Below are 26,246 nucleotides of genomic sequence, written 5' to 3' on the forward strand. Positions count from 1 at the left end.
TAAAATTTTATTATATTTGATTAAAATACAAAATAGATGGATAAAATTTACGGATTTACTCATTATTCCTTTTTTACAGAAATGTCCGAGCTGGCCATCAGGAACGGAAGTTTTGATCTTTCTCTGGGACTTCCCGATTTTGATATAGACGAGCGCCTTACAATATTTTTAAAAGAAGCTGCTGAAAAAGATACTCATCATTATGAACCTCTTGCCGGCAATCCTATGCTCATTGAAAGTATCATCCGTTTCAATATCCAACGGACCCATAGTATCAGCATTACGAATAAGGAAATTACGATTGTTCCTTGTGCAACTTTTGCTTTATATACTTCCCTTAAATCCATTCTGAATCAGAATGATGAAGTCATTATTATCCAGCCTTCCTATTATACCTACGGACCTGCTGTTGTTATGAATGGCGGACTCCCTGTCTATTACGATCTTGATGGTGATTTTACCATCAACTGGGATCGGTTTAAAAGCTGTATTACTGAAAAAACCAGAGCAGTCATTGTGAACTCTCCCCAGAATCCAACCGGGAAGATCTGGAAAAAGGAAGACTGGAATCAACTGTATGAACTGATTAAAGACCGCAATATCTATTTAATTTCGGAAGAAATATATGACACTTATTGTTATGACGGGAATGAACATTACAGTTCTTTTATTCATCCTGAACTCAGGGAAAAGACGTTCTGTATTTTTTCTTTTGGGAAAATGTTTCATACTTCTGGGTGGAAAGTCAGTTATATGCTTGCTTCCGAAGCTTTAACGGCAAAATTTCAATGTCATCAGCAGTATATTTCTTACAGTGCCAATGCTCCGGCTCAATATGCAATAGCCAGATATCTTGATGTATTTGATTCAGCTGTTAATAAAAAACTCATGCAGAAAAAACGGGATACATTTAATGAACTGATCAAGGAAACTCCTCTTCAGGTTGAACAAATGGCGGAAGGAAGTGTTTTCCAGATTGTTAATTTCAGGAATATTTCTAAAAGCATGACAGATGTAGAATTTTCAAAGTGGCTGACCATTGAGAAAAAGGTTTCCTGCCTTCCGCTTTCTGCTTTTTACAACTCAAGACAGAATTCGGATTATATAAGATTCAGCTTTGCTAAAAAAGACGAGTTGATTATTCAGGCGTTGGAGCACTTGAAAAGAAATCTTTGATATTTCCCACAGATTACACAGATTTTCGCTGATGATTGGGGATATTTTACTTATAAGATATTTATTTACTTTGTATACCAAGTTTATACAGCAAGTAAAAAAGCACCGCCAGAGCGATGCTTTTATTATTTTAAAATTGGTTTTTAAAGAGCCAAAACCCTTACATCAATTCTTCTGTTTTTCGCTTTGCATTCATCAGTGTCATTAGCTTCACATACAGGATGCTGTGATCCATATCCTTCTGCTTCTATTCTGTCTGCCGAAATACCTAACTCAAGCAGTTTAAGTTTTGCTGTTTGTGCCCGTAAATTAGATAACTTGAGATTACTATCCTCATTACCACTGTTATCTGTATAACCCCCTAATTTTATTTTCAGAGCCGGGTAAGCATTTAGAATTTCAGCTAAAGTATTCAGCTGGAGCACAGATTCTGCTTTCAGATCACTTGACCCTGTCTCAAAATAAAGGTTTTCAATGGTATACCATTTATTAGGATCTAATGCCGATTTATCTTTTTGTTTAACCACTTTATAGAACTGGTAAAGCTGGCTTCCATCTCCGATGGCTATCGTTTTTCCTCCATCCAGTTTTATTTTCTGAATATTTCCTGTTTCGTAAACAAAATCTCCACTTTCATTAAGATGTCCTTTAATTTCTCCCGGAATAACCGTAATTATTTTAGCATCTCCATTTACAGCCGTTGTAGCACTCGGAACTCCGGTAAGACTTTCAATTTTCGCTTTTCTGTTCGCCTCAATTTTATCTTTATGTAAAACAGCCAAAGTAGGTGCAATAACCAAAGAAACAATAGACATTAATTTGATCAGGATATTCATAGATGGTCCTGAAGTATCTTTAAATGGGTCTCCTACAGTATCACCTGTTACAGATGCCTTATGAGGTTCTGAACCTTTATAATAAGTCTGACCGTTGATATCTACCCCTTTTTCAAATGATTTTTTTGCATTATCCCACGCTCCTCCAGCATTATTCTGGAACATTCCCATCAAAACACCGCAAACCGTAGCTCCAGCCAGAAATCCTCCTAATACTTCAGGTCCGAAAATAAACCCGATTAAGAGTGGAGAAATAATAGCAATAGCGCCCGGCAACATCATTTTTCTGATGGATGCATCCGTAGAAATAGCTACACATTTTTCATATTCAGGCTGTGCTTTTCCTTCCAGAATTCCCGGTATTTCACGGAACTGTCGTCTTACTTCTTCTACCATCGCCATTGCTGCCTGTCCTACCGCTGTAATTGCTAATGATGAAAAGATAAACGGAATCATTCCTCCTACAAATAGCCCTGCAAGGACATCTGCTCTGTAAATATCAATCCCGTCAATTCCCGCTATCCCTACAAAAGCTGCAAATAAGGCCAATGCTGTCAATGCTGCTGAAGCAATGGCAAATCCTTTTCCTGTAGCCGCCGTTGTATTTCCTACCGCATCAAGAATATCTGTTTTTTCACGGACTTCTTTAGGAAGCTCACTCATTTCGGCAATCCCTCCGGCATTATCTGCAATAGGTCCAAAAGCATCGATAGCAAGCTGCATAGCTGTAGTAGCCATCATTCCTGCTGCTGCAATAGCCACTCCGTAAAGTCCGGCACACAGGTAAGAGCCATAGATTCCTCCTGCCAGCACAATAATCGGAAGCAAAGTAGATTCCATACCCACGGAAAGCCCACCGATAATATTGGTTGCATGGCCTGTAGAAGACTGTCTCACAATACTGGAAACCGGTCTTTTCCCCATTGCTGTATAATATTCTGTAATAATACTCATTAAAGTTCCTACTACCAGACCTACCATAATGGCTCCGAATACTCCCATTTTAGTAAATTCATGACCTCTGAGAACCATTTTTTCAGGAAGAATATAGGTTACCAGGAAGTAAGATGCAATAGCAGTAATCACGATACTTCCCCAGTTTCCAAGGTTTAAAGCATTCTGAACGCTGGAAGTGGATGAGCCTTCATTATCATTAATTTTCACGAATAAAGTCCCGATCATGGAAAAGATAATTCCTGTCCCCGCAATCAGCATGGGTAAAAGAATTGGTGCAAAACCTCCGAAAGCATCATCAGAAACAGTTTCCCTGCCTAATACCATCGTGGCCAGAACTGTTGCAACATAAGACCCGAAAAGGTCAGCACCCATTCCTGCAACATCTCCTACATTATCTCCTACGTTATCTGCAATGGTTGCAGGGTTTCGGGGATCATCTTCCGGAATTCCGGCTTCTACTTTACCTACAAGATCAGCGCCCACATCAGCTGCTTTTGTATAAATACCTCCTCCTACTCTTGCAAAAAGGGCAATGGATTCAGCTCCAAGAGAAAATCCTGTGAGAATTTCAATGGTTTTTTCCATTTCATGAGAATCAACAGTTGCTTCAGGCGCAAAGATCTGTTTAATAATCAGGAATAAAGCTCCTAAGCCCAGCACAGCCAGTCCGGCAACTCCCATTCCCATTACTGATCCTCCGGTAAAAGATACTTTAAGGGCTTTTGACAGTGAAGTTCTTGCAGCTTCAGCAGTTCTCACATTCGCTTTGGTGGCGATTTTCATACCGATAAAACCGGCTGATGCAGAGAATATCGCTCCTACCGCAAAGGCAACTCCGATACTCCAGTGTGAATTGGCATTGCTTGAGCCCATCACAGCCAATAGAATGGCGACTACAACAACAAAGTACGTTAAGATTTTATATTCAGCCTTTAGAAAAGCCATTGCACCGTCTGCAATATGGCCGCTGATTATTTTCATTTTTTCATTTCCCGCATTCTGTTTATTAACCCAGTTGCTCTGAAGAAATGTATAAAGCAAAGCTATGACACCAAAAATTGGCACTAACATAAATAGATCCATAGTTTATTATTTTATATTAAAAAATTGAGATTAGTCTTATAAATATAATGAAATTATAAACACATAATAAAATTCACTAATAATAATCTATTATTTTGTAAATTTGTTTCTCACCATGATTTGAATTAATTATTTATGAAAAGGATATTATACACTCTTCTTTTACCTGCAGTGATAAGCAGTTGTCAAAATAAGATTCCCCAAGAAAAAGCAGAAATACTCTATTTCGGAGGTCCTATTATAACAATGGAAGATACTCCTGCTCAAGTAGAAGCAGTAGCCGTCAAAGATGGGAAAATACTTTTTGCCGGAACAAAATCGGATGCCGAACATTTTTCAGAGCCGGCTACTAAAATCATTAATCTAAATGGAAAAACACTTCTTCCCGGTTTTATAGATGTCCATGGACATCTTACTTCAAGAGCCGGTATCATGGATGCTGTAGATCTATCTCCTGAGCCTTATGGCACCGTAAATTCAATTAAAGATTTACAGACTACAATTAAAAACTACATCAAAGACAAAAAAATCACAGATAATATACCTGTTATCGGAAATGGGTATGATGATGCAATTATCATAGAACATCGTCATCCTACAAAAACAGAACTGGATGTCATCAGTAAAACCAATCCTATTATTGTTATTCATGCTTCTGGTCATGCCAGCGTAGCAAACAGTGCCATGCTAAAACTTCTGGGAATAACAGAATCATCAAAAGATCCTGAAGGAGGGCACATCGGAAGGGATAAGAAAACAGGAAAACTGAACGGAAAATTGGAAGAAAATGCAAGCTTCACCGCATTACTGACCTTAACGGAAAAAATGAATAAGGGCAAAGATACTCAAGCTCATGCCATGGAAAATCTGATGAAAGCTCAGGATGAATGGCTTAGCTATGGACAGACGACTATTTGTGACGGAAGGACTATGGGAGAAAGTGTTGCACTATTAGAAAAAGCAGCGCATCAACATCTTCTTAAAGCTGATGTTGTTTACTTTCCGGATTATGAGTATTTCAAAAAGGATTTCACCAGTTTCAAGCCCAAGTATATGAAATATGAAAACCGTTTGAAGCTAGCCGGGTTTAAATTTTCTGATGATGGTTCTCCACAAGGTAAAACAGCCTGGCTTACTCAGCCTTATTTAATTCCCCCTGAAGGTCAGTCTAAAGATTACAAAGGATTTCCCATCTTTACGGATGAAACATTATATAACGATCTGAAAATACTTTTCCAAAACCATATAACTGCACAGCTTCACGTCAATGGAGACGCAGCAATAGATCAGGCTATACGCGTTATTAAAAGGTTAAAAGATGAAAATATTTATAAACCGGAATTACGGGCAACATTAATTCACGTCCAGAACAGCCGCCCTGATCATATTCAAAAGATAAAAGAATTAGGTGTAATTCCATCTTACTTTTCTACGCATGCTTATTTGTGGGGAGATTGGCATTATTCAAGTGTTTTTGGTCCTGAAAGAGCTTCTTTTATAAGCCCGGCCCATTCAGCATTAAAAGCAGGAATTACGTTTACCATTCATCATGATGCTCCGGTTACCCCACCAGATCTGATTACCGCAGTATATGCAGCTGTGAACAGAAAGACACGGTCAGGAATGATCTTAGGACCCAATGAAAGAATCTCTCCTATTGAAGCGTTAAAAGCCATTACCATTAACGGAGCCTATCAGCTGCAGGAAGAAAACATCAAAGGCTCTATTAAAGCAGGCAAAATAGCCGACTTTGTTATTCTGGATCAGAATCCTTTGACCATAGCTCCTGAAAATCTCAGAAGTATTAAGGTTCTGGAAACAATAAAAGATGGAATTTCCGTATATAAAAGAAAGTAAATCTGTTTTACCTGCATTATAATATCCATTAAGACTTATACTGAAAATAAAAAAGCAGATGAAAATTCATCTGCTTTTTTTATGTTTGGAAAGAAAATCTTATCCCCCGAATTTATCTGCGTAGTCTGTTTGAGAAGCTTTGATCACTTTTCTAGCGTGCTCAGCTCCGTATACCTCCTGAATTCTACATTTTGCAGGCTCATCCGGTAGGTTTTTATACGTAAGGAAATAGTGCATTAATCTTCTTACTTCAGCTTCCGGTAATTCAGCAATATCTCTGAAGTGTCCGAAAGCGTGGTCATTAATCATTACTGCAACAATTTTATCATCTGCTTCACCTCCATCAATCATTTTGAAACCTCCGATTGGAATAGCTTCCATCAATAAACCTCCGGCATGGATATTGTGAGAACTTAAAACACAAATATCAAGAGGGTCATGATCTCCCATTGTAACATCCGTAGCTCCTGCTTCTACAGCAAGTTTCATCACTTCATTATCACAGTATGTTCTTGGAACAAAACCATATAAAGCAGGGATAATGTTAGAAAATTTCTGCGGTCTGTCTACCTTTAAGTATCCTGTTTCTTTATCTACTTCATATTTAATAGTATCTGAAGGAACAATTTCCACAAATACGTTTACAACATTTGGCGCATCTTCTCCTGCAGAAATTCCGTGCCATGGATGTGCTTTAAAATTTGGAATCATTATTTATCTGTTATTTTTTAAGTTATTATTAAAATTTCTTTTCTTAAGTCTTCTATTGTTTCAGCAATATAATCGTTGCCTTCCATATAATTCATGATGAAAATCGTTTTGAATTCATCCAGCTGAACATCACCTTTCAACCCGTCATACGTTTTGTGAAGCAGTTCTATAATTGCATTTTTTGAGTCTACGATATTCTTCCATGAATTTTTTGTGATATACAACTGCTGTGACGAGTTATATTCAAATTCTTCATTGATTGTTTTTTCTGTCAGGAAAATAAATTCATGAGCAGCCAATCCACTATCAAACCTTTGAATAAGATTTGAAGGCTTCATTCTGTCCAGAAACAAAGTCATTCTTTCATAGGAATGTGCTTTATTCTCTGAATTTGATTTCACGCTGAGCAGTTTGATTTCCTGGTTCTTAAGAGTAATGTATGAGTGTACAAATTGTCTGAGCAAAACCAGAAAAGGAATTGCAATAATCAATGCAAATGCATAGGGTAAATATCCTGAAAGACTTGTCATAATTTTAGACTGCAAAATTACTAATTATTTTCCGTCTTCTAAAGAGTTTTTAAAGATATCCACTTTAGAAATTTGTATATAGATCAACGCGAGTATAATTATGAGATAAAAGCCAAGCATCATCCTGTTTACCAGCGACGGAAAAACCAAAAATCTCAGCATTACAGTTGTATAAATAATAGCAAAAAACAAGAGTTGAGCCTGATTTTTTTTATTACGGAATGTAAAACGGTTAGCCAATATGATCACAATAAAAATCAGTAACAGAGGAAAATAAGAAGCGTTAAACTCGAGCATGATATTGCTTTTAATAAAGTGAAAATAATCGGCAAAGGAAAACGGATCAGGTTGTGACACAGGATAAATCTGAACTTTAGTAAACTGATTCATAAAAAGTGTAGACCACGACACCTGATTAAAAGCCTGCACTAAAAAGAAGGAAAGAAACAGATACCCATATGATAACAACAATGGAACTCTGTTAATCTGAAGCCTGTTTCTGTAAAGGGAGATGAAAGCATACAGGAAAGTATAAAAAATAAAATATTCCGGTCTTGTTAAAACACATAACATGGCCAATATCCCTGCAATAAATAAATTCCTTCTCACTAAAAATACATAGAAACTTAAAAGAAGTAACAGACATGATAAAGAATCTGCAGAAACATGTCTGGCTGATTCCGACAGAGGTTTAAACAGTGAAATTAAAACAGTAAGGATAAAGGCAAGAGGATAATTTTTCAGAATTTTTATCAAAAAGCTGAATATCAAAATAAGAATGAGCGCATAAGAAATAATGGAAACCAAAAAGACGGAAGCAGAAGCACTGAAACCAAGCTTAAATAATGACCAGTTCATAAAATTATAAAAAGGTTTTACCACAAAAAGCTGTAATTCTTCTTCGTAGGCCTTAGGATTTTGTGAGATGATTTTATAATAAGTACTCTCTCCTTCTGCCACTTCTTCCACCATAGGATTTACAGAAGCAAATCCTGCAAAATCGGGGGCTTTTTCCCGCAATTCATCATATACTTTCTGATGAATTTCTTCAATTTTCATTTCAGGATATTCCGTTTTATAAATCAGCCCCATATAAGCTTCCATATCAGTGTTGTAATAGTGGTTGGTATACAGGTAGTATGACATGAAGCATACATAGATTGAAAATATAAAAACAAGAATATTCTTCTTTTTTTCCATACACTGATATTATAAGAATACAAATGTAAAAAAACTATCTTTTTAAATCCGCATTCCTATCAAAAGGTTTATGAAGAGGATTATCCTGTACTAAAGCTCAAACAAAGCCGGCCTTTGTGTTACTTCATGGTAGCAAACACTGTTTTCATCAAAAAAATGGTAGACTAAACTTTTTCTGGTCCTGTTTTTATCCGTGTGAGGTTCTCCGCCGTGAAGAATATTGGCATGCCAGATTAATAAATCACCTTTTTTTGCTTTAAAGATTTCTTTCTTTAATCCTAATTCTTTTACTTTCTCTTCAAGGAAAGTTTCATAGGCTCTGTAGCTTTTCTTACCGATTCTCAAGTCTGTACCTTCATTATCGTAATCAGAATTCAGGAAGTAAGGTAATTTATGGCTCTTAGGAATATAGTGCAGAGCTCCATTGGTCTCATCTACATCTTCTAGGGCAATCCATACTCCCAATAGTCCACCCAAAGGATAAGTAGTCATGTGAATACTGTCTGAGTGTGTTTTCTGCTGGCTTCCGTTAATGAAGTTGATACTTTGAAAAAGCTTCGATTTCCCGTCCAGTAAAACCGATAAAAAGTCTAATAAATCCTTATCGCTTCCAATATTTTTAATGATTTCTGAATGATGAATGGCAAACATCAGTTTTCCTCCGTAAATGAACTTCAACGTTCCGTCTTCCATCAGTTTATCAATTTCAGTATTGATCTGATCCGCTGTTTCCGGAGTGAGGAAATTTCTAAGAATCAGATATCCGTTATCATCATACTGAAGAACACTTTCTTTATTTTCTTCCGTAAGTTTCTTAAAAAAGGAAGTTTCCGTAAGCTTTGAATAATCTACGGCTCTTTCCCTCGAAGGTAGATGGGCAAAATCTTTACTCGAAATACTTGAAAAATAGTTCTTATTGATTCCGTATTTTTTATACAATGGAATATTATGCTTTAATTTACTCTTTTTAAATAAGTTATAAAGCATATATGATAATTTGTACTGACGAATCTGTTGTAACATAACTGTTTTACTAAGGATTTTATAAAGTTACGGAATATTACTTAATTAGAACCAATCTAAACAATGCTTTTCATCATAAAAAAGACTTTCTTCTCAACATAAGATACCCTAACTTTTTAAAAAGGTTCTTTTTTGAATTTTCAATAATTCCGTATGGCCTTAATTCCGGTCGGAATCCTCTGAAAAACTCTTCAATATTGGGAAGTTCGCCTCCTTCAAAATCAAAAACACAGGTTTCAATATTTTCTTTAATAACATGATCAATCAAAACAGAAGCTCCTGATAATTTGACATAATCCTTATCATTGAAATTACCTAAAAGCGCTACCATATTACCGTCCGAATAAGTAGCAATCATATTAACGATCTTATGCTGATAGTAAAAAGCGGTGAACTCCAGATAGCCCAATTGGTAAAAATTTTCAAAAATCCTCATGAATTCAGACAGGTCATGATCTTTGTTCAGCCCTATCGTATTGGCTTCAATAAAAGTTTTTGCTTTGTCATAAGGGATCGTTTTGATTTCCGATTCTTTTAATACAGCTTCATCTAACCGGAGTTTTCGTTTTCGTTTAGGCGAATATCCGGCGTATACTTTTTCATAAGTATTAGGGTATAACAAAAAATTTTTCTTGATTCTCATCTTTGAGCGAAGCTGATTGAGATCATTGAACGGATAAGCTCTGATCATGTAATTCTTTTCCAGATATTCTAAAAAAGCTTCATTGAGATCCACATTGTCTTTACCAGAAAAAACACCAAGCTGTTGACAAAGTTTTGGATTGTGTACAATTTTCATCCCATATTTTCTTACAAAGGGCACTGGCATTACTGCTTCGTAGTCTTTATAAACCAGAATTTCCCAGGGCATTGTAGAAGTAGTGTCTAAAAAATCTTTTGTAGCAGAATATTTTCTCTGTTCGGAATTTTCTAAACATTGAGCATATTTTACAAAATCAATTTCATGGTATTTCAATCTTCTAATCATAATAATCCTGCGTCCGAGAAACTAAAATAAGAATCCTGCGTGACAATAATATGGTCTAAAAGCTGAATACTTAATGTATCTCCTGCTTCTTTTATTTTTTGTGTGATATTGATATCTTCCCTGCTTGGTTTTAAGCTTCCTGAAGGATGATTGTGGGCAATGATAATCCCTGTTGAAAAATGATCCAATGCTGCTTTATAGAGTGTTCTTACGTCTACAATAGATTGGCTGATCCCTCCCTGTGTGAGCTGAGATACATGAATCACTTTATTACTGTTGTTAAGGAAAATTGCCCAGAACTCTTCTGTTCTTAAATCAGAGAGCTGGTTTCTAAGAACGGCATAAGCATCATGACTGTTGCCTATAATTACTTTTTCAGGAATTTCCTGCACAGCTCTTCTCCTTCCTATTTCCAACGCTGAAATAATTGAAATAGCCTTTGCGTCACCAATCCCTTTGAATTTCATCAGATCTTTAACAGAAAGCAAGCTCAGCTGATGCCAACTGTTATCGACAGAATTTAAAATCTTTCTTGCCAGTTCTACGGCATTTTCATTCTTATTCCCGCTTCCCATAATAATGGCTAACAGTTCAGAATCAGAAAGTGAGCTTTTGCCTTTCTGCAAAAACTTTTCTCTGGGTCTGTCATCTTCTGCAAGAAATTTTATAGCCATGGAAAGAAGATTATATTATGAATTAATAGAATGCATATAATATGATCGGTTTCTTTGACTGATCAATATATTTAGCCGTTTCATTAAATGCATTTACCGAAAGCATGGGACATCCTAAGCTTAAACATGCCGGAGCCTGAGATTCAGTATCAGGAATACATCCGTAAGAATGGAGAACAATGGCTCGTTGCATTGCATTGCTGTTTGTAGAATCAAGACCGCTTAAGCGATATGCTTTTCCAAACTTTCCCACATAGCTTTCTCCAATGGCATATTTTCCAAGAGATGACTGATAGGAACCTTCAACATTACTGAATTTTAAAGCTTCTGATCGTGGAATAACGGAACCAGAACCATGAGACACTACGGCCTGCTGTACAATGGTGTTATTTTTCAGATTATAAATAAAATAGCGGTATTTCCCGGAAGGGATCTTAAAATTGATAAAAACAGCCAGTTCCTGATTATACTCTTTCCCTTTAATATAGCTTCTAACTTCCGAAATCCTTGCCTGAGGAATACTCAATGAATTCAACTGCTGGGATTCAGCTTTTGAACAGGAAATCAGGGTAAAAAAAAGGAAAATAAAGTGTTTCATCATCTGGTGCCGTATACTTTTATTCTATGATCATTCCGTCTTTCATAACGAGCTTACGGTCTGTAATTTCTGCAAGATTCGGATTATGGGTTACAATCACAAAAGTTTGATCATACTTGTCTCTAAGATCAAAAAACAGTCTGTGAAGATCATCCGCGTTCTTGGAATCCAGGTTTCCGGTAGGCTCATCTGCAAAAATGATTTTTGGTGAATTGATTAAAGCCCTCGCTACAGCTACCCTTTGTGCTTCTCCACCTGAAAGCTGGTTGGGTTTATGCTGCAGTCTTTGTTCTATTTTTAAATCTTCAAATAAAGCATAAGCCTTTTCAAGCGCTTCTTTTTCATTGGCTCCGGCTATTTTGGTGGGAAGCAATACATTCTCCAGCGCTGTAAACTCCGGAAGAAGCTGATGAAACTGAAATACGAAACCGATATTCTGATTTCTGAATTTTGACAACTGCTTATCATTCATATTAATAAATGATTCTCCTGCTATTTCAATTTCAGTATCATATTTGTTGAATTGAGTCGGATGATCCAGCGTTCCTAAAATCTGCAGTAATGTAGATTTACCAGCTCCTGATTCTCCCACAATAGAAACCACCTCTCCTGTTTTGATGTGAATATCAACTCCTTTCAGTACTTCTAAATTCCCATAAGACTTATGGATATTTCTTGCTTTAATCATGATTCAAAAATAGTAATTTGATTTTGAAATTCCACCAAAAAATACAGTGATAATTTTCAATTCTCAAATGGGTATAACAAAAAAACCTCCCGTTCTGGGAGGCTTTATTATTTTCAATTCAGAAAATTACAGTAACAATGTTAATGGACTCTCTAAATATGTTCTTAACGTTTGTAAGAATTGTGCACCTGTAGCACCGTCTACCACTCTGTGGTCACATGCCAATGAAAGTTTCATGGTGTTTCCAACTACGATCTGACCATCTTTAACGATTGGTTTCTCGATAATTGCTCCTACTGAAAGGATGGCAGAGTTTGGCTGGTTGATGATACTTGTGAATGTTTCAATTCCGAACATTCCTAAGTTAGAAATAGAGAAGGTAGATCCTTCCATTTCATTAGCTTTAAGACCTTTACTCTTCGCTCTTGAAGCCATATCTTTTACCGATGCAGAGATCTGAGTATACGTCATCTGATCTGTATTTTTCAATACAGGAACTACCAATCCGTCAGGAATAGCTACAGCCACACCAATATTGATATTTCCTCTGTGGATGATCTTATCACCTGCCCAGCTTGAATTTACCTGAGGATGTTTTCTTAAAGCAATTGCAGTTGCCTTAATGATCATATCGTTGAAAGAGATTTTTGTATCAGGTAAAGAATTGATTTCTTTTCTAGCTTCAATTGCTTTATCCATGTTGATCTCCACCATCAGATAGTAGTGAGGTGCAGAGAATTTACTTTCAGAAAGACGTTTTGCAATAATATTTCTTACCTGAGAGTTTGGAGTCTCTGTATCTTCACCTTGTACGAAGTTTACTGCAACAGGAGCAGCGCTTGCTGCAGGAGCTGAAGCAGCCGGTTTCGCAGCTGGCTGATAATTTTCAATATCTTTTTTAACGATTCTTCCGTTTTCACCAGATCCCTGAACACTATTGATGTCAACCCCTTTATCCTGAGCCATTTTCTTAGCCAGTGGAGAGATTGCAACTCTGTCAGAAGATGAAGAACTTACAGCCGGAGCAGCTTTTTCTTCTGTTTTAGCTTCTGCTTTTTGTTCAGCTGGTTTTTCAGTTGATACAGCGGCTGCTTTCGGTGCTCCTACAGATGAAACATCAGTTCCTGCAGGGCCGATAATTGCTAATACTGAATCAACCGGTGCAGCACCACCTTCTTCTACACCCTGCTTCAATAGTACTCCATTGAATTCAGATTCGAAGTCCTGTACTGCTTTATCTGTTTCGATCTCAGCAAGAAGATCACCTTCTTTTACTGTGTCGCCTACATTTTTGTGCCATTTAGCTACTTTACCTTCTGTCATTGTATCAGAAAGTCTTGGCATTGTAATAACTTCTACTCCTGCCGGAACTTCTGCAGCAGCAACAGGTTCAGCAGCTTCTGTTTTAGGTTGTTCTTCTGATTTTTTTTCCTCAGAACCTGCACTGGGAGCAGCAGCTCCTCCTGTCAATCCTGAAATATCTTCTCCTTCATTCCCAATAATAGCTAAAACAGAATCTACAGCAGCAGCAGCTCCTTCTTCTACACCTACGTATAAAAGAGTCCCTTCTATTTCAGATTCGAAATCCTGAACTGCTTTATCAGTTTCAATTTCAGCTAAAATATCTCCTTCTTTTATTTTATCTCCTACTTTTTTATGCCATTTTGCCACCTTACCTTCCGTCATAGTGTCGGATAGGCGGGGCATCGTAATTACTTCTGCCATAATTTATTTTAATTTGAAAATTTAGCAATCTGAAAATTTGAAAATTAAAAAAGGACATATTCTATCACATTTTCAAATTCTCAAATTCTCAAATTAACTCATTATCTTTTAGTTTTCTAATTTGTCTAAGAATGGATAGTCTTCCTGAGCATATACATATTCATAAACCTTCTCAGCATCCGGATATGGAGAATTTTCCATAAATTCAATACACTCTTCAACAAAGTCTCTTGACTTGTTATCCATAACTTCCAATTCTGCTTCTGTAGCCCATCCGTTTTCTAAAATTCTGTGCTTTAAAAGTTCGATTGGGTCATCATTTTTATGAAGAGCTACTTCTTCTTTAGATCTGTATGGCTCAGCATCAGACATAGAGTGTCCTCTGTAACGGTAAGTTCTTGCTTCAATGAATGTAGGTCCGTCTCCTCTTCTTGCTCTTTCAATAGCTTCATAAGCAGCTTCTGCTACTTTTTCAGGATCCATAGCATCTACAGCAAGGCAAGGCATTTCATATCCTAATCCTAATTTATAGATATCTTCGTGGTTGGCAGTTCTTTTTACAGAAGTTCCCATTGCATATTGGTTGTTTTCTACAACAAATACTACAGGAAGTTTCCAGTTCATTGCCATGTTGAAAGTTTCATGTAAAGAACCTTGTCTTGCAGCACCGTCTCCGAAGAAACAGATGTTCACTGCTTTTCTGTCGAAATATTTATCAGCAAAAGCAATCCCAGCACCTAATGGAATTTGTCCTCCAACGATACCGTGTCCTCCATAAAAACGGTGTTCTTTACTGAAAATGTGCATAGATCCACCCATACCTCCGGATGTCCCTGTAGCTTTACCACAAAGTTCCGCCATGATTCTTTTAGGATCTACTCCCATCGCCATTGGATGGATGTGACATCTGTAAGCAGTAATCATACTATCCTTTGTCAGATCCATTGCATGTGTAAACCCGGCAGGGATAGCTTCCTGACCGTTATACAAATGTAAAAATCCTCTGATCTTTTGTTTTAGGTAAAGAGAACGGCATTTGTCTTCAAACCTTCTCCACATTGTCATATCTTCATACCACTTCAGGTATACCTCTTTAGAAAATTCTTTCATGTGTTAGCTCTTGCTTTTTTATGATGAAATAGTTGAGCAAAATTATGAAAAAAACTTTGTTTTTATTCTATACATAGATAACTTTTCGATTTTTCTGTAAAATCTATTTGCGGGCTGAATGGATTATTCTTAATTTTCGAGCCCCTGATGTCTCAATAAAACCACGTTCACTCCACCACTTTCCAACGACAGTATGTATAGAATATCCCTATTTATCTGACTTTTATAAAATAATAAATAAGAATAAAACATCAGGATTTCTTTATACCTGCTTGTTGGCAACTTTCATTTTTAATTATTGTTAACATACCTTTTGGTTATTTCAACAGCTTCTTTTCCGGAGAAAAATCGGTAAGTCTCAGAGTTCTGTCTTCAATTTCATTAACGAAGTTACCATATTGCTTTGCTGTTCTTGCTTTGACCTCCTTCCATTCCTTATCCGCCATAAATCCTTCCCAGGCTGTTTTCATCGTTGCTTCATCTTTCCATTCCAGCAGGTAAACAAATTCTGTTTTATCTGCGAACTCCGATTCCCAAATGGCTACAATGGTAAAGTCATATTTCTTCATTATTCTCAGGGCGTGATCTCTGAAACGGTCAAGAAAAAACCTGTTTATTTTCTTTTGGAACTTCATAGATTCTTAATTGATGTACAGGTCGTAGTAGTGCAGAAGTATTTCCTTCGGAAATCTTTTGACCAAAAGCGATGTGGACTGATATGATAAATAATAACGTGATGAGATGTTTCATTATAATAATGATTAAAACTGATGAATTAAAATTAAATATTTCCTGCAAAATTTAATATGAATATAAAGAGATAAAAAACATTTTTACATCAAAACCTCCTGATATTAAATCACTTTCCTCATTGTTTCATTCTTCCTGTTCCACCGCCTGCCCTTGTTTTTTGAGGTGATAATGGTATATTTGATTTTTAAACCTGATTATGGAAGAAAAACAGTCTTCATTACTACACAAAATTTCAAAAGTCATTTCTGATTTTTTTAATCCATTGGTCTCTTTGATCATTTTCTTTGTATACATGAGCGTTAGGGAATACACCTTTAAAGATTCTATGCTGTATTTTCTTCCTATATTATTAATGATCATCATTCCGGTGATCATCTGGCTGGTATGGAATGTGAAAACAGGAAGATACACTAATATGGATGTCTCCAACAGGGTTCAAAGGAAAACACTCTACATATTTATTGCCGTGTGTGTGATTGCTTATCTTATTTTCCATTATATCAAAACCGGGTATATTGACCTTGTCATGCTTTTTATTTTGGTGCTGCTTTTCGCCCTTCAGATCAGCAATCTTTTTATCAAAAGCTCGATGCATACAGCGTTTAATATATTTGTAGCAGCTCTATTTTTCTCGCTTAACTGGAAAATGGGTCTGGCATGGCTGGGAATCGCTATTTTGGTCGGAATTACCCGGATCATTTTAAAGAGACACACCGTACAAGAAGTATTTATGGGCGCTGGAATAGCTTTTCTGGTATCTTTTATCTATCTTTATTGCAATATTCAATTTCAACATTAGAATACTCTATGAAAATAAATCATCTTACTGCCGCAGAAGAAAACTTTATGAAGCTGTTTTGGAGAATGGAATCTTTCTATCTGAAGGACGTTATGGAGCAGCATCCGGAACCGAAACCACACCAGAACACGGTTTCCACTTATTTGAAAATATTAGTTGAAAAGGGTTATCTCTCCACTGTAAAAGAAGGACGAATCTTCAAATACAGCGTACTTGTCCCTTTGGAAGAGTATAAAAAATTTCTATTGAAAGAGCTTTCACATAACTTTTTTAATAATTCAGGGAAGGAAATTCTGGAACTTTTATTAAGTGAAAAATTAATCTCCCAGGAAGACATGAAAGGGTATTTTGATCTTAAAATCGAAATTAAACCCGCAAAAATTGAAGAACCGAAGTTTGAATTTGCTGAAGAAATTTTAAGTCCGAAAAAAGAGAAGAAAACCAAAGCAAAGGAAAAAGAAAAGGATAAGGATAAAGACAAAAAGAAGAAAAAGAAGAAAGATTAATATAAAAATTTCAAAAACACCAAATCATGAAAACAAAATTCCAGGAAACCATAAGCCGGGCCAATGAAGTCATTTTCCGATATCCCATGATTTTGGCAATGGCTTTATTAGCTTCTATTGGCGCCATATACCTTGTTGAAACAGAGCTCAATGAAATTGCTTCCTATATAAAATTCACTATTTGCGCCTGCCTGGGGATTTCCCTGATGTTTGCCCTAAAAATGCTGTCCCAAAGGATAGGAAAAGAAATCATACTGAATGTGTTAGGCATCCTTTTTCTGATAGGTTTTTATTTTATTCTGCCTGATAAAAAGAACCGTTTTACAGAAGTCTACGCTTATATCATTGCTGTTACCGCTCTTCTCTCCCATTTACTGGTATCTTTTGTTCCGTTTCTGGAAAAAGACAAGGAGCTCAGATTCTGGCAGTACAATAAAAATCTTTTTATCAATACCTTTCTAACAGCTGTATTTACAGGTGTTTTAACGGGCGGAGTTGAATTAGCCATTTTAGCGGTTGATAAACTTTTTGATTTTAACTTTCATGACAGAATTTACAGGGATACCTTCTTTGTGCTTGCTATTTTTGGAAGCAGTTTTATTTTCCTTTTATTTAATGATAAAGGCTTAAATAACCTTGAGAAAGATGGTACCTATCCTGTTGTTTTAAAGTTTTTCACTCAGTTTATTTTAATTCCATTACTCCTTATATATGTAACTATTCTTTATTTCTATTCTGTTAAAATATTAATCAACTGGCAGCTTCCCAGAGGCTGGGTGTCTTACCTTGTTCTAGCATATAGTACCGTTGGCATTCTGGCACTGCTCCTCGTTCATCCGTTGAAAGAAGAAAATGCAAAATCCTGGGTTAGGATATTTTCAAAAGCATTTTATTATACCATTGCCCCTTTGATCGTATTGCTTTTCACTGCTATTTTCACCAGAATTTTAGAATATGGTTACACAGAACCAAGGTATTTCGTTCTCCTGCTTGCCCTATGGCTCTTAAGCATTGTCATTTACTTTATTTTCAGCAAAAAGGCTACGATAAAGTTTATTCCGGTCAGCTTATTTTTATTTGGGGCTTTTACATTGATTTTCCCTTATCTTAATGCTTTTAGTGTTGCTAAAAGAAGTCAGAAAGCAGAATTGATGGATATTTTAAACAAGCACCAGCTGATTAGTGCGGGCAAAATTAATTTTCAGAAAAAAGTTACAGATACAATCCGTAATGAAATTGCTGATAAATTTGAATTTCTGGCCGAAAGAAAGCAAGTTGAATTTTTATCCACTCTACTGAACGAAAAAGACCAGGCTGAATTATCGGATCACATTAACGATGGTACATTTTACAGTATAAATTACAGCATTCAGAACAAATTTTCAGACGTGAATATTACGGTAAATAAAAGGCCTTATGAAATGAACAGACTCGTTCTTGTTCCTGAAAAACAGGTGGTAGAAATCGGAAATTATCAATATTTAATTTCTTTCCACCGTTATAGCAGAGATCCCCAAAAACTGAATAACGACCAGTTTGAACTGGTAGATCAACTGACCGAAAACTCCTCATTAAAATTGAAATTAAATCCAAAAGAAGAAATAGATTTTGGACCACAGATCATTCGACTGTTTGAGGAAAATAAAAATAAAAACGGAAATGTAAAAGTTCCTGAGATCGCTATGGAATCTGATTTGGGCAAGTATCATGTCAAACTGATTTTCAGTGAAATGACAAGAGAAAAATACGCTGATGATGACAAAGCCAGCATGTATTACGAAAACGTTTACCTCTTGGTAAGATTGAAATAAATAAGTTTTAAAATAAAAAAGGCTATCCTGCGGATAGCCTTTTTTATTGATATAAATCGTTTTTTATCTATTGGTACCTGAACTCCATACTGGGGAATTTCTTCCGTAAATCACCAGGTTTCCGTCATTCTGTACTGTTAGTTTTACAGCTCCTCTGTTGTTGGTATTTGAGCTCCACACTGGTCTGTTATAAGAATCATATACTACCAGGTTTCCATCACCTTGGAATTCCGCTTTACTTCCTCTGTTATCAGTAGCTGTAGCCCAGATAGCATTTCCATTTCTATTAGCTAAAACAAGATTACCATCATCCTGGAAAACCAAATAGTAACGTCCATCTGAAGAATATAATTTGGCATCTTTACGAAATCTGTATCCGGTGGATACATAATCCCTGTTACCATAACGATCGCCATTACCCCAGCCATTATTATTTTTGACACCTCCCTGTGAAGCCCATAAAGGATTGGATCCATTATAGATAACAAGATTACCATCATCCTGAACTGATAATTTATCAGCTCCCTTGCCATCAGTATTTGAACTGAAAGCAACACCATTACCCCTTGTATACACTACCAGATTACCATCTCTTTGGAAAATCGCTCTCACTCCTCTGTTGGTAGTTTTTGACTCCCATGCAGGAGCGCCGGATCTGTTATAAAATACAAGATTTCCATCATTCTGAAAGATCAGATAGTACTCATTATTATCCGCCCAGTATTTTTTGTCCTGTCTTAAGGTCTGTCCCGCATAAATGCTTTGTGCGTTGACAAGCAATCCACCAAACACCATCATAAATGCTAATAAATGTTTTTTCATTATAATTACTTTTTGATTGATTGATAATTTTCTAAAATTATGCCAAAACATCATAATATTTCAACCCAAGTTATAATTAAATGATTATCTGGAAATTAAATTCCATAAAAAAAGCGGCTAAAAAGCCGCTTCATATTTTTACCAACGATTTCCGCCGCCTCCGCCACGGTTGTTGTTACCACCATAGCCTCCGCCTCTGTTGTTGTTATTACCATAACCTCCGCCTCTGTTGTTGTCGAAGCTTCTTCTTGGCTTCTCCTCTCTTGGCTTAGCTTCAGATACGTTTAACGTTTTTCCGTTGAATTCTTTTTGGTTAAGAGCTTCAATAGCTTGCTGTCCTTCTTCATCACCCATCTCTACGAAACCGAAACCTCTGGAACGACCAGTTTCTCTGTCTGTAACGATTTTAGCTGATGATACATCTCCAAATTCTGCGAATAGATCGTGCAACTCATACTCTTTAGTTGCGTAATTGATGTTTGAAACAAAAATGTTCATTTTAAATAAATTAAAAAATTAATAAAAATTTGGTATATAAAAGAAAAACAACATAAATTAATGAACAAATATTGATTCCAAATATAAACGTATGCAAGATACAATTAAAAATTTCAAATCAAAGCTTTTTTTAAATATTTCTCACATTATGTTGAGTACAGGCTATTAAAACCATCAATAAAACAGTTTAAGTAATTGAAATACAGAAGTTTATATAAAAAATAAAATTACGTTAAATTATTTAACATTTAACGTAAAAAAATGGCATTTATTCAGCTTAATCTTGTTTTTACATTTGCAAACCCACTCTATTATTCAAGTTTTTAAAATTTAACATTAAAAAGATGAAACAATATACAACCAATTACACCAATACTTTTATTGAAATTGCTGAAGACTGCCCGGTTTCCATGGCACAGATTCCTCCTGAAAAAAAATTAAAAACGCTCGCCAACCTTCAATATGAAGCGCTCATACAACACCCTTACCAATATTCTTCAGACGATATTATTTTTGGGTGTCATGCTATTAAAAATGATATTTCAGATAACGAGATGCAAGAAGAAAGAGAAAAATTCTTTTCCAAAGGACAGCCATGCCTCCGCTGTTCTCCTTTAGCCAAAAAATACGGATTTGGGTTCCATCATAACTCTGAGGGAAAAGTCGCTCTGATTCCTGTAGAAAACAAAGAATATCAGATATTACTGAATGATGCTTCTATAACTAAAACCAAAGCAATGCGCTCCAAAAGAAAATGATTGAGAAAATGAATGATTCTTTTCAGATCAATAAATACTATTCTTTTGAAAAGATCAGCTTTTAACACTAAATTTGTACTGCAAATTATTAATTATTAAAAGACATGAACTACCATACCAGAAAATGGGTAAAACCCGAAGATTTAAATCCCAACCATTCGCTTTTCGGAGGAAGACTCCTTCAATGGATTGATGAAGAAGCTGCCCTTTACGCTATTATCCAGCTGGAAAATACAAAAGTAGTAACGAAATTCATCTCTGAAATCAACTTTGTAAGTTCAGCCAAACAGGGAGACATTATAGAAATAGGAATTGAAGCTACCCATTTCGGATCTTCTTCTATTACTTTAAGATGTGATGTAAGAAACAAAATGACTCATCAAACGATTATTACGGTAGAAAGAATTGTCATGGTAAACCTTGACGCAGATGGCAATCCCGCTCCTCACGGCAAAACCCAGATTGAATTCGTAAAAGACAGATTAAACAGCGGTCTATGAAGATATTCATAAAAAATATGGTCTGCAACAGATGCATTGCGGCGGTGGAAAACATTTTCCGCAATGCAGAGGTAAAAACAACTGCCGTTTTATTAGGTGAAGCAGAAACAGAATTTGAAATTTCTCCTGAAAAAATGCAGATCATAGAAAAAGAACTGCTTGATACGGGTTTTGAAAGAATCATGGATTCCGCACATCAGGTTGTTGAAAAAATCAAAAACCTGATTATTGCAAAAATCACTGACCTTGATATTGCTGAAGACTTTCTGCTTTCGGAATTTCTAAGCTCAAAACTCCATAAAGACTACAGTTCTCTTTCAAAAACGTTTTCACAAAACGAAAATATCACCTTAGAGCAGTTCTTCATCCTTCAGAAAATTGAAAAGGTAAAAGAACTTCTTCTATATAATGAATTCAACCTTACCGAAATTGCGGGAAAACTTGGTTATAAAAGTGTGCAGCATCTTTCTACCCAATTCCGTAATGTAACAGGATTCACTCCCACAGAGTTTAAAAAACTTAAAGAACACCATCGCAAAGCGCTTGACAATCTTTAATACGTTTGAGAGTTTGAGCGTTTACGGGTAACGGAATTAAATATTCCAATCACACTTACAAACACTCAAATCCTCAAACCCTTATACTCTCCCACCCTCAAACTCTTTCACTCCACCTAATTTTATAACTATTATCCTTAAATTTATAACAGCCTTAGTTTTCCATTTTGGAAATTTGTACTATAAATTTAAGAATCATGGACCAACAGTATAAAATACTCGGAATGACCTGTTCCGGCTGCCAGAAAAAAATTTCAAATCAACTGAACAGTGTTGATGGGGTTACCGCCGATGTAAATCTGGAAACCAATACCGCAACAATCACTTCTGAGCATGGAGTAAAACTTTCAGTTTTAAATGATGCTTTGGCAGAAATAGGAAAATATAGACTTGAAGATCCCAATCATCCTGAGACAACCTTTGTAAAACCTCAGGATCGCGTATCTCCGTCTTCAGTATACTATTGCCCAATGGAGTGCGAAGGAGATAAAGTATATTTCAAACAGGGCGAAAGATGTCCTGTCTGCAAAATGTATCTGGTTCCTATTGAAGAAAAACTGGCCAAAGACCCTAATCACAAACCGACCTATTCCTCAACCCATCTTCCGGAAAACTTTAAAGACAGTATCGGAAAACACTATTGTCCTATGTTTTGTGAAGGAAATAAAGTGTACGATGAAAAAGGAGATTGCCCGGTTTGCCACATGCATTTAGAACCCATCACGGAAGAGCTTGTACAAAAAGCCGGTTCGCATCAACATCATTCTCATTCCCACTCTCATCATGATCATAATCATAGTCACAATCATGAAGCTCCGAAAGTAACTGATGAAATGGCAGGCAGATATTACTGCCCGATGTATTGTGAAGGTGATAAAACCTACGATTCCAATGTAGGATGCCCAGTTTGCGGAATGGATCTTGTAAAGTATCCCGAAAAGAAAACTGCAAAATACACTTGTCCTATGCACCCGGAAATCATCCGTGATGAACCCGGAGACTGCCCGATCTGTGGGATGGATCTCGTAAGAATGCCAGATAGTGGTGAAGATGAAGAAGATGAAACTTATACTCTATTAAAAAGGAAATTCATTACTTCATTAGCATTTACCATTCCCGTTTTTATTCTTTCCATGGGTGGAATGTTTATCAATTTCCCTTTTTCCCATCAGGTTCAGGGATTTATTGAACTTGCTTTAACGCTTCCGGTGATTTTTTATTCAGGCTGGTTTCTGTTAAAAAGAGGTTGGGTTTCTTTTAAAACCTGGAATCTTAACATGTTCAGTCTTATTGCTCTGGGTGTAGCTGCAGCATTTATTTTCAGTATTGTAGCATTAATTTTCCCAGATATCATTCCACATGAAATTCGTGGCCATAATCATGAAATTCCTTTATATTTTGAAGCGGTCTGTGTAATTTTAACCCTTGTTATTTTAGGGCAATTGATGGAGGCAGCAGCTCATAAAAAAACGGGAAATGCCATTAAAGAATTGATGAATCTTTCTCCCGATGAAGCCAATCTTATCGTAAATGGTGAAGAAAAGAAAGTTCTGCTTTCTCAGGTAAAAATAGGAGATTTATTAAAAGTAAAACCTGGTGAAAAAATTCCGGTAGACGGAAAAATCATTGAAGGTAATTCTATTGTTGACGAAAGTATGATCACAGGAGAACCTATTCCTGTTGAAAAAAATGTAGATGATAAAGTGTCTTCCGGAACCCTAAACGGCAATCAGGTATTCATTATGAAGGCGGAAAAAGTAGGTGATGAAACCCTGCTTTCACAAATCATTAAAATGGTCAATGAAGCGAGCCGCAGCAAAGCTCCAATCCAGAAGCTTACTGACAAAGTTTCAAAAGTTTTTGTTCCTGTGGTCATCCTTATCGCTGCCCTTACTTTTATTCTGTGGCAGTTTTTCGGTCCGGAAGGAAAAAGAAGTTTATTTGCCTTTGTGAATGCTGTGGCAGTTTTAATTGTAGCATGTCCCTGTGCCCTTGGGCTCGCCACTCCCATGTCTTTAATGGTAGGAATCGGGAAAGGTGCTAAAAACGGAATCCTGATCAAGAATGCAGAAGCTCTTGAACAAATGAATAAAGTGAATGTCCTGATCACTGATAAAACAGGAACCTTAACGGAAGGAAAACCTTCAGTAGAACACATTGAAACCGTAAATGGTGATCAGCATCAGATTTTACAGCTTGCTTTTTCTTTGAATCAGAATTCTGAACATCCACTTTCCAATGCCGTTATAAAAAGAGCAAAGGAAGAGAATCTTACTGCTGAAAAGGTAGATCAGTTTGAAAACATTTCCGGAAAAGGAGTAAAAGGAAAAATCAATAATAAGACTGCTTACTTAGGAAATGAAAGCCTGTTGACCTCCCATCAGATTACAATTCCCGAAAACGTAAAAAGGAAAGCTGTAGAAGTACAGTCAAAGGCACATACAATTTCTTACATCGCACAGGATCAGCAGGTGCTTGGATTCATAAGCTTTACAGATAAAATCAAAGAAAGTTCTAAAAAAGCAGTGAAACAGCTGATGAGTGAAGGAATAGACGTCATCATGATGACAGGAGACAATGAACATACTGCAAAAGCTGTTGCAGATGAATTAGGAATTAAACATTTCAAAGCCAACTGCCTTCCTGAAGATAAGCTCAACGAGGTAAAAAAACTACAACAACAGGGTAAAATAGTAGCCATGACCGGAGATGGCATCAATGACTCTCCTGCCCTAGCCCAATCCGATGTGGGAATTGCTATGGGAACAGGAACAGATGTTGCCATTGAAAGTGCTGAGATCACTTTATTAAAAGGAGATATCTTAGGCGTTGCAAAAGCAAAGTTACTGAGTGAAAAGCTTCTCAAAAACATTAAAGAAAACCTGTTCTTTGCATTCATTTATAATGTTTTGGGAGTTCCGGTTGCGGCAGGATTATTGTATCCATTCTTTGGAATTCTTTTATCACCCATGATAGCAGCTGCAGCAATGAGCTTCAGTTCCTTGTCTGTGATACTGAATTCATTGAGGCTCAACTCCGTGAATCTGGATATAAAATAACATTATGACAAAAGAAAATCTTTACATAGGATGTTCGGGATTTTATAATAATGACTGGAAAGGGTCTTTATATCCTGAAAATGCCCAAAGTAAAGATTTTCTTTCTTTATATTCAACAACGTTCAATGCTGTAGAAATCAATTCTACATTTTATAGAAAACCAACTTCAAAAACATTATTGAAATGGTATGATGAAACCCCTGATGATTTCAGATTCTTCATTAAAATCCCAAAAGCCATCACCCATCAAAACCGGCTTGAAAATTCCAAAGATGAGATTGCTCTATTCTGCGACCATATTCAGAACGGTCTGAAGGATAAACTTTCCGGATTCCTATATCAACTTCCTCCTTCCTTTAAAAACACAGCAGAAAATACAGAGCGGATCATGGACAATATGGATCATAGATTCCTGAACGTCATTGAATTCCGACACAACTCATGGTGGCAAAAAGAAGTATTTGATCTTTTAAAAAAACATAATATTATTTTCTCAGGTGTAAGTTTTCCCGGCAATCTTCCCGAAGACCTTATTATTAATCATTCGGAGATACTTTATTACAGACTTCACGGGAAACCTGTTCTTTACAAATCAGAATATACTAAAGATTTTATGGATGCACTGGCTGAAAAGATTAAAAATACCACGCAAACCTCATTTATTTTCTTCAATAATACCTGGGGAATAGCAGCTATTAAAAATTCCCTGTATTTAAAAAGCATCTTAAAATAAAGACGCTATAAAAATTATCTTTTTTTTTGTTAAAATAAAATAATTCTCCATTCAATGAAGAATATTAAAACATCAACATATATAGAGAAAAACTATTAGTTTCACATTTATAAATGTTAAAAAATAAGGAAAACAAAATCATAAGGTTACAATTCAATTCTTATTGGAAATCGCCTTTAAAATAAAGTTCTTAAAATAAACTTAAAAAGAAAATAAACTGCACAGCATGGCATATAATTTGTTAACTTTCAATTGTTATTTTTAACGATTTTTAACAATTGAAATTCCATTATC

General features: G+C 36.1%; 24 protein-coding genes. 10 read left to right on the plus strand and 14 right to left on the minus strand.

All coding sequences use genetic code 11. The features are described 5' to 3' along the window. Positions 1–36: 36 nt before the first annotated feature. Positions 37–1,176, plus strand: coding sequence for an aminotransferase class I/II-fold pyridoxal phosphate-dependent enzyme (locus ODR02_RS09655; RefSeq protein WP_309512298.1), 1,140 nt, complete (start codon positions 37–39; stop codon positions 1,174–1,176). 143 nt (positions 1,177–1,319) lie between these two features. Here ODR02_RS09655 and ODR02_RS09660 read toward each other — a convergent pair whose 3' ends face one another. Continuing rightward, positions 1,320–4,052, minus strand: a complete 2,733-nt coding sequence (locus tag ODR02_RS09660; protein ID WP_309512299.1) for a sodium-translocating pyrophosphatase — start codon at positions 4,050–4,052, stop codon at positions 1,320–1,322. A 135-nt stretch (positions 4,053–4,187) separates the two neighbouring features. On the opposite strand from ODR02_RS09660, the gene ODR02_RS09665 reads away from it, so the two are divergent. Continuing rightward, positions 4,188–5,909: an amidohydrolase gene (locus ODR02_RS09665; protein WP_309512300.1), complete on the plus strand. Its 1,722-nt coding sequence runs from the start codon at positions 4,188–4,190 to the stop codon at positions 5,907–5,909. Positions 5,910–6,008: 99 nt separating this feature from the next. Here the strand turns inward: ODR02_RS09665 and ODR02_RS09670 are convergent, their stop codons facing one another. From ODR02_RS09670 to ODR02_RS09720, 11 genes are all read right to left on the minus strand, one after another. Next, entirely contained in the window at positions 6,009–6,620 is a 612-nt protein-coding gene (locus tag ODR02_RS09670) for an inorganic pyrophosphatase (RefSeq protein WP_047422742.1), read from the minus strand. Positions 6,621–6,637: 17 nt separating this feature from the next. Beyond that, positions 6,638–7,150: a DUF7935 family protein gene (locus ODR02_RS09675; RefSeq protein ID WP_105682580.1), complete on the minus strand. Its 513-nt coding sequence runs from the start codon at positions 7,148–7,150 to the stop codon at positions 6,638–6,640. 24 nt (positions 7,151–7,174) lie between these two features. Beyond that, on the minus strand, positions 7,175–8,350 hold the full coding sequence (locus ODR02_RS09680; protein WP_309512301.1) for a hypothetical protein: 1,176 nt from the start codon (positions 8,348–8,350) through the stop codon (positions 7,175–7,177). Positions 8,351–8,440: 90 nt separating this feature from the next. Next, on the minus strand, positions 8,441–9,337 hold the full coding sequence (locus tag ODR02_RS09685; RefSeq protein ID WP_245169719.1) for a phytanoyl-CoA dioxygenase family protein: 897 nt from the start codon (positions 9,335–9,337) through the stop codon (positions 8,441–8,443). A 109-nt stretch (positions 9,338–9,446) separates the two neighbouring features. Beyond that, positions 9,447–10,361, minus strand: a complete 915-nt coding sequence (locus ODR02_RS09690) for a hypothetical protein (RefSeq protein ID WP_309512302.1) — start codon at positions 10,359–10,361, stop codon at positions 9,447–9,449. Continuing rightward, the gene (gene radC / locus ODR02_RS09695) at positions 10,358–11,035 is read right to left on the minus strand and encodes a RadC family protein (protein ID WP_309512303.1); all 678 of its coding nucleotides are present in this window, start codon (positions 11,033–11,035) and stop codon (positions 10,358–10,360) included. Before radC ends, ODR02_RS09690 begins: the two co-directional genes overlap by 4 nt. A gap of 22 nt (positions 11,036–11,057) precedes the next feature. Then, positions 11,058–11,636, minus strand: a complete 579-nt coding sequence (locus tag ODR02_RS09700) for a murein L,D-transpeptidase catalytic domain-containing protein (protein ID WP_309512304.1) — start codon at positions 11,634–11,636, stop codon at positions 11,058–11,060. A gap of 16 nt (positions 11,637–11,652) precedes the next feature. Next, positions 11,653–12,321 carry an ABC transporter ATP-binding protein gene (locus ODR02_RS09705; protein WP_105682586.1) on the minus strand — a complete coding sequence of 223 codons (669 nt, stop codon included), beginning with the start codon at positions 12,319–12,321 and terminating at the stop codon, positions 11,653–11,655. A 126-nt stretch (positions 12,322–12,447) separates the two neighbouring features. Further along, on the minus strand, positions 12,448–14,046 hold the full coding sequence (locus tag ODR02_RS09710) for a 2-oxo acid dehydrogenase subunit E2 (protein ID WP_309512305.1): 1,599 nt from the start codon (positions 14,044–14,046) through the stop codon (positions 12,448–12,450). 108 nt (positions 14,047–14,154) lie between these two features. Then, positions 14,155–15,156 (minus strand): pyruvate dehydrogenase (acetyl-transferring) E1 component subunit alpha, encoded by a 1,002-nt coding sequence (gene pdhA / locus ODR02_RS09715; RefSeq protein ID WP_105682588.1) that lies wholly within the window; start codon positions 15,154–15,156, stop codon positions 14,155–14,157. 317 nt (positions 15,157–15,473) lie between these two features. Continuing rightward, positions 15,474–15,791, minus strand: coding sequence for an NIPSNAP family protein (locus ODR02_RS09720; RefSeq protein ID WP_309512306.1), 318 nt, complete (start codon positions 15,789–15,791; stop codon positions 15,474–15,476). Between the two features lie 314 nt (positions 15,792–16,105). Between ODR02_RS09720 and ODR02_RS09725 the strand changes: the two genes are divergently transcribed. The 3 genes from ODR02_RS09725 to ODR02_RS09735 are packed head-to-tail and all read left to right on the plus strand — an operon-like array spanning position 16,106 to position 19,025. Beyond that, the gene (locus ODR02_RS09725; protein ID WP_209784743.1) at positions 16,106–16,708 is read left to right on the plus strand and encodes a phosphatase PAP2 family protein; all 603 of its coding nucleotides are present in this window, start codon (positions 16,106–16,108) and stop codon (positions 16,706–16,708) included. A gap of 8 nt (positions 16,709–16,716) precedes the next feature. After that, a complete protein-coding gene (locus ODR02_RS09730) occupies positions 16,717–17,214 on the plus strand; it encodes a BlaI/MecI/CopY family transcriptional regulator (RefSeq protein WP_209784744.1) in 498 nt (165 codons plus the stop codon). A 26-nt stretch (positions 17,215–17,240) separates the two neighbouring features. Next, positions 17,241–19,025, plus strand: a complete 1,785-nt coding sequence (locus tag ODR02_RS09735; protein WP_309512307.1) for a DUF4153 domain-containing protein — start codon at positions 17,241–17,243, stop codon at positions 19,023–19,025. A gap of 63 nt (positions 19,026–19,088) precedes the next feature. On the opposite strand, the gene ODR02_RS09740 is transcribed toward ODR02_RS09735, so the two are convergent. Beyond that, the gene (locus tag ODR02_RS09740) at positions 19,089–19,847 is read right to left on the minus strand and encodes a hypothetical protein (RefSeq protein WP_309512308.1); all 759 of its coding nucleotides are present in this window, start codon (positions 19,845–19,847) and stop codon (positions 19,089–19,091) included. Positions 19,848–19,985: 138 nt separating this feature from the next. Continuing rightward, positions 19,986–20,345, minus strand: a complete 360-nt coding sequence (locus ODR02_RS09745) for an RNA recognition motif domain-containing protein (RefSeq protein ID WP_105682593.1) — start codon at positions 20,343–20,345, stop codon at positions 19,986–19,988. A gap of 344 nt (positions 20,346–20,689) precedes the next feature. On the opposite strand from ODR02_RS09745, the gene ODR02_RS09750 reads away from it, so the two are divergent. From ODR02_RS09750 to ODR02_RS09770, 5 genes are all read left to right on the plus strand, one after another. Then, on the plus strand, positions 20,690–21,103 hold the full coding sequence (locus ODR02_RS09750) for a DUF6157 family protein (protein WP_309512309.1): 414 nt from the start codon (positions 20,690–20,692) through the stop codon (positions 21,101–21,103). A 104-nt stretch (positions 21,104–21,207) separates the two neighbouring features. Continuing rightward, on the plus strand, positions 21,208–21,603 hold the full coding sequence (locus tag ODR02_RS09755) for an acyl-CoA thioesterase (RefSeq protein ID WP_105682595.1): 396 nt from the start codon (positions 21,208–21,210) through the stop codon (positions 21,601–21,603). Beyond that, positions 21,600–22,160, plus strand: a complete 561-nt coding sequence (locus tag ODR02_RS09760) for a helix-turn-helix domain-containing protein (RefSeq protein WP_309512310.1) — start codon at positions 21,600–21,602, stop codon at positions 22,158–22,160. Before ODR02_RS09755 ends, ODR02_RS09760 begins: the two co-directional genes overlap by 4 nt. Before the next feature lie 197 nt (positions 22,161–22,357). Continuing rightward, on the plus strand, positions 22,358–25,219 hold the full coding sequence (locus ODR02_RS09765) for a heavy metal translocating P-type ATPase (protein WP_309512311.1): 2,862 nt from the start codon (positions 22,358–22,360) through the stop codon (positions 25,217–25,219). Positions 25,220–25,223: 4 nt separating this feature from the next. Next, on the plus strand, positions 25,224–25,952 hold the full coding sequence (locus tag ODR02_RS09770) for a DUF72 domain-containing protein (protein ID WP_209784750.1): 729 nt from the start codon (positions 25,224–25,226) through the stop codon (positions 25,950–25,952). Positions 25,953–26,246 lie beyond the last annotated feature (294 nt).

It is taken from the genome of Chryseobacterium sp. CFS2 (genome assembly GCF_036543225.1).
Classification (GTDB): domain Bacteria; phylum Bacteroidota; class Bacteroidia; order Flavobacteriales; family Weeksellaceae; genus Chryseobacterium; species Chryseobacterium culicis_A.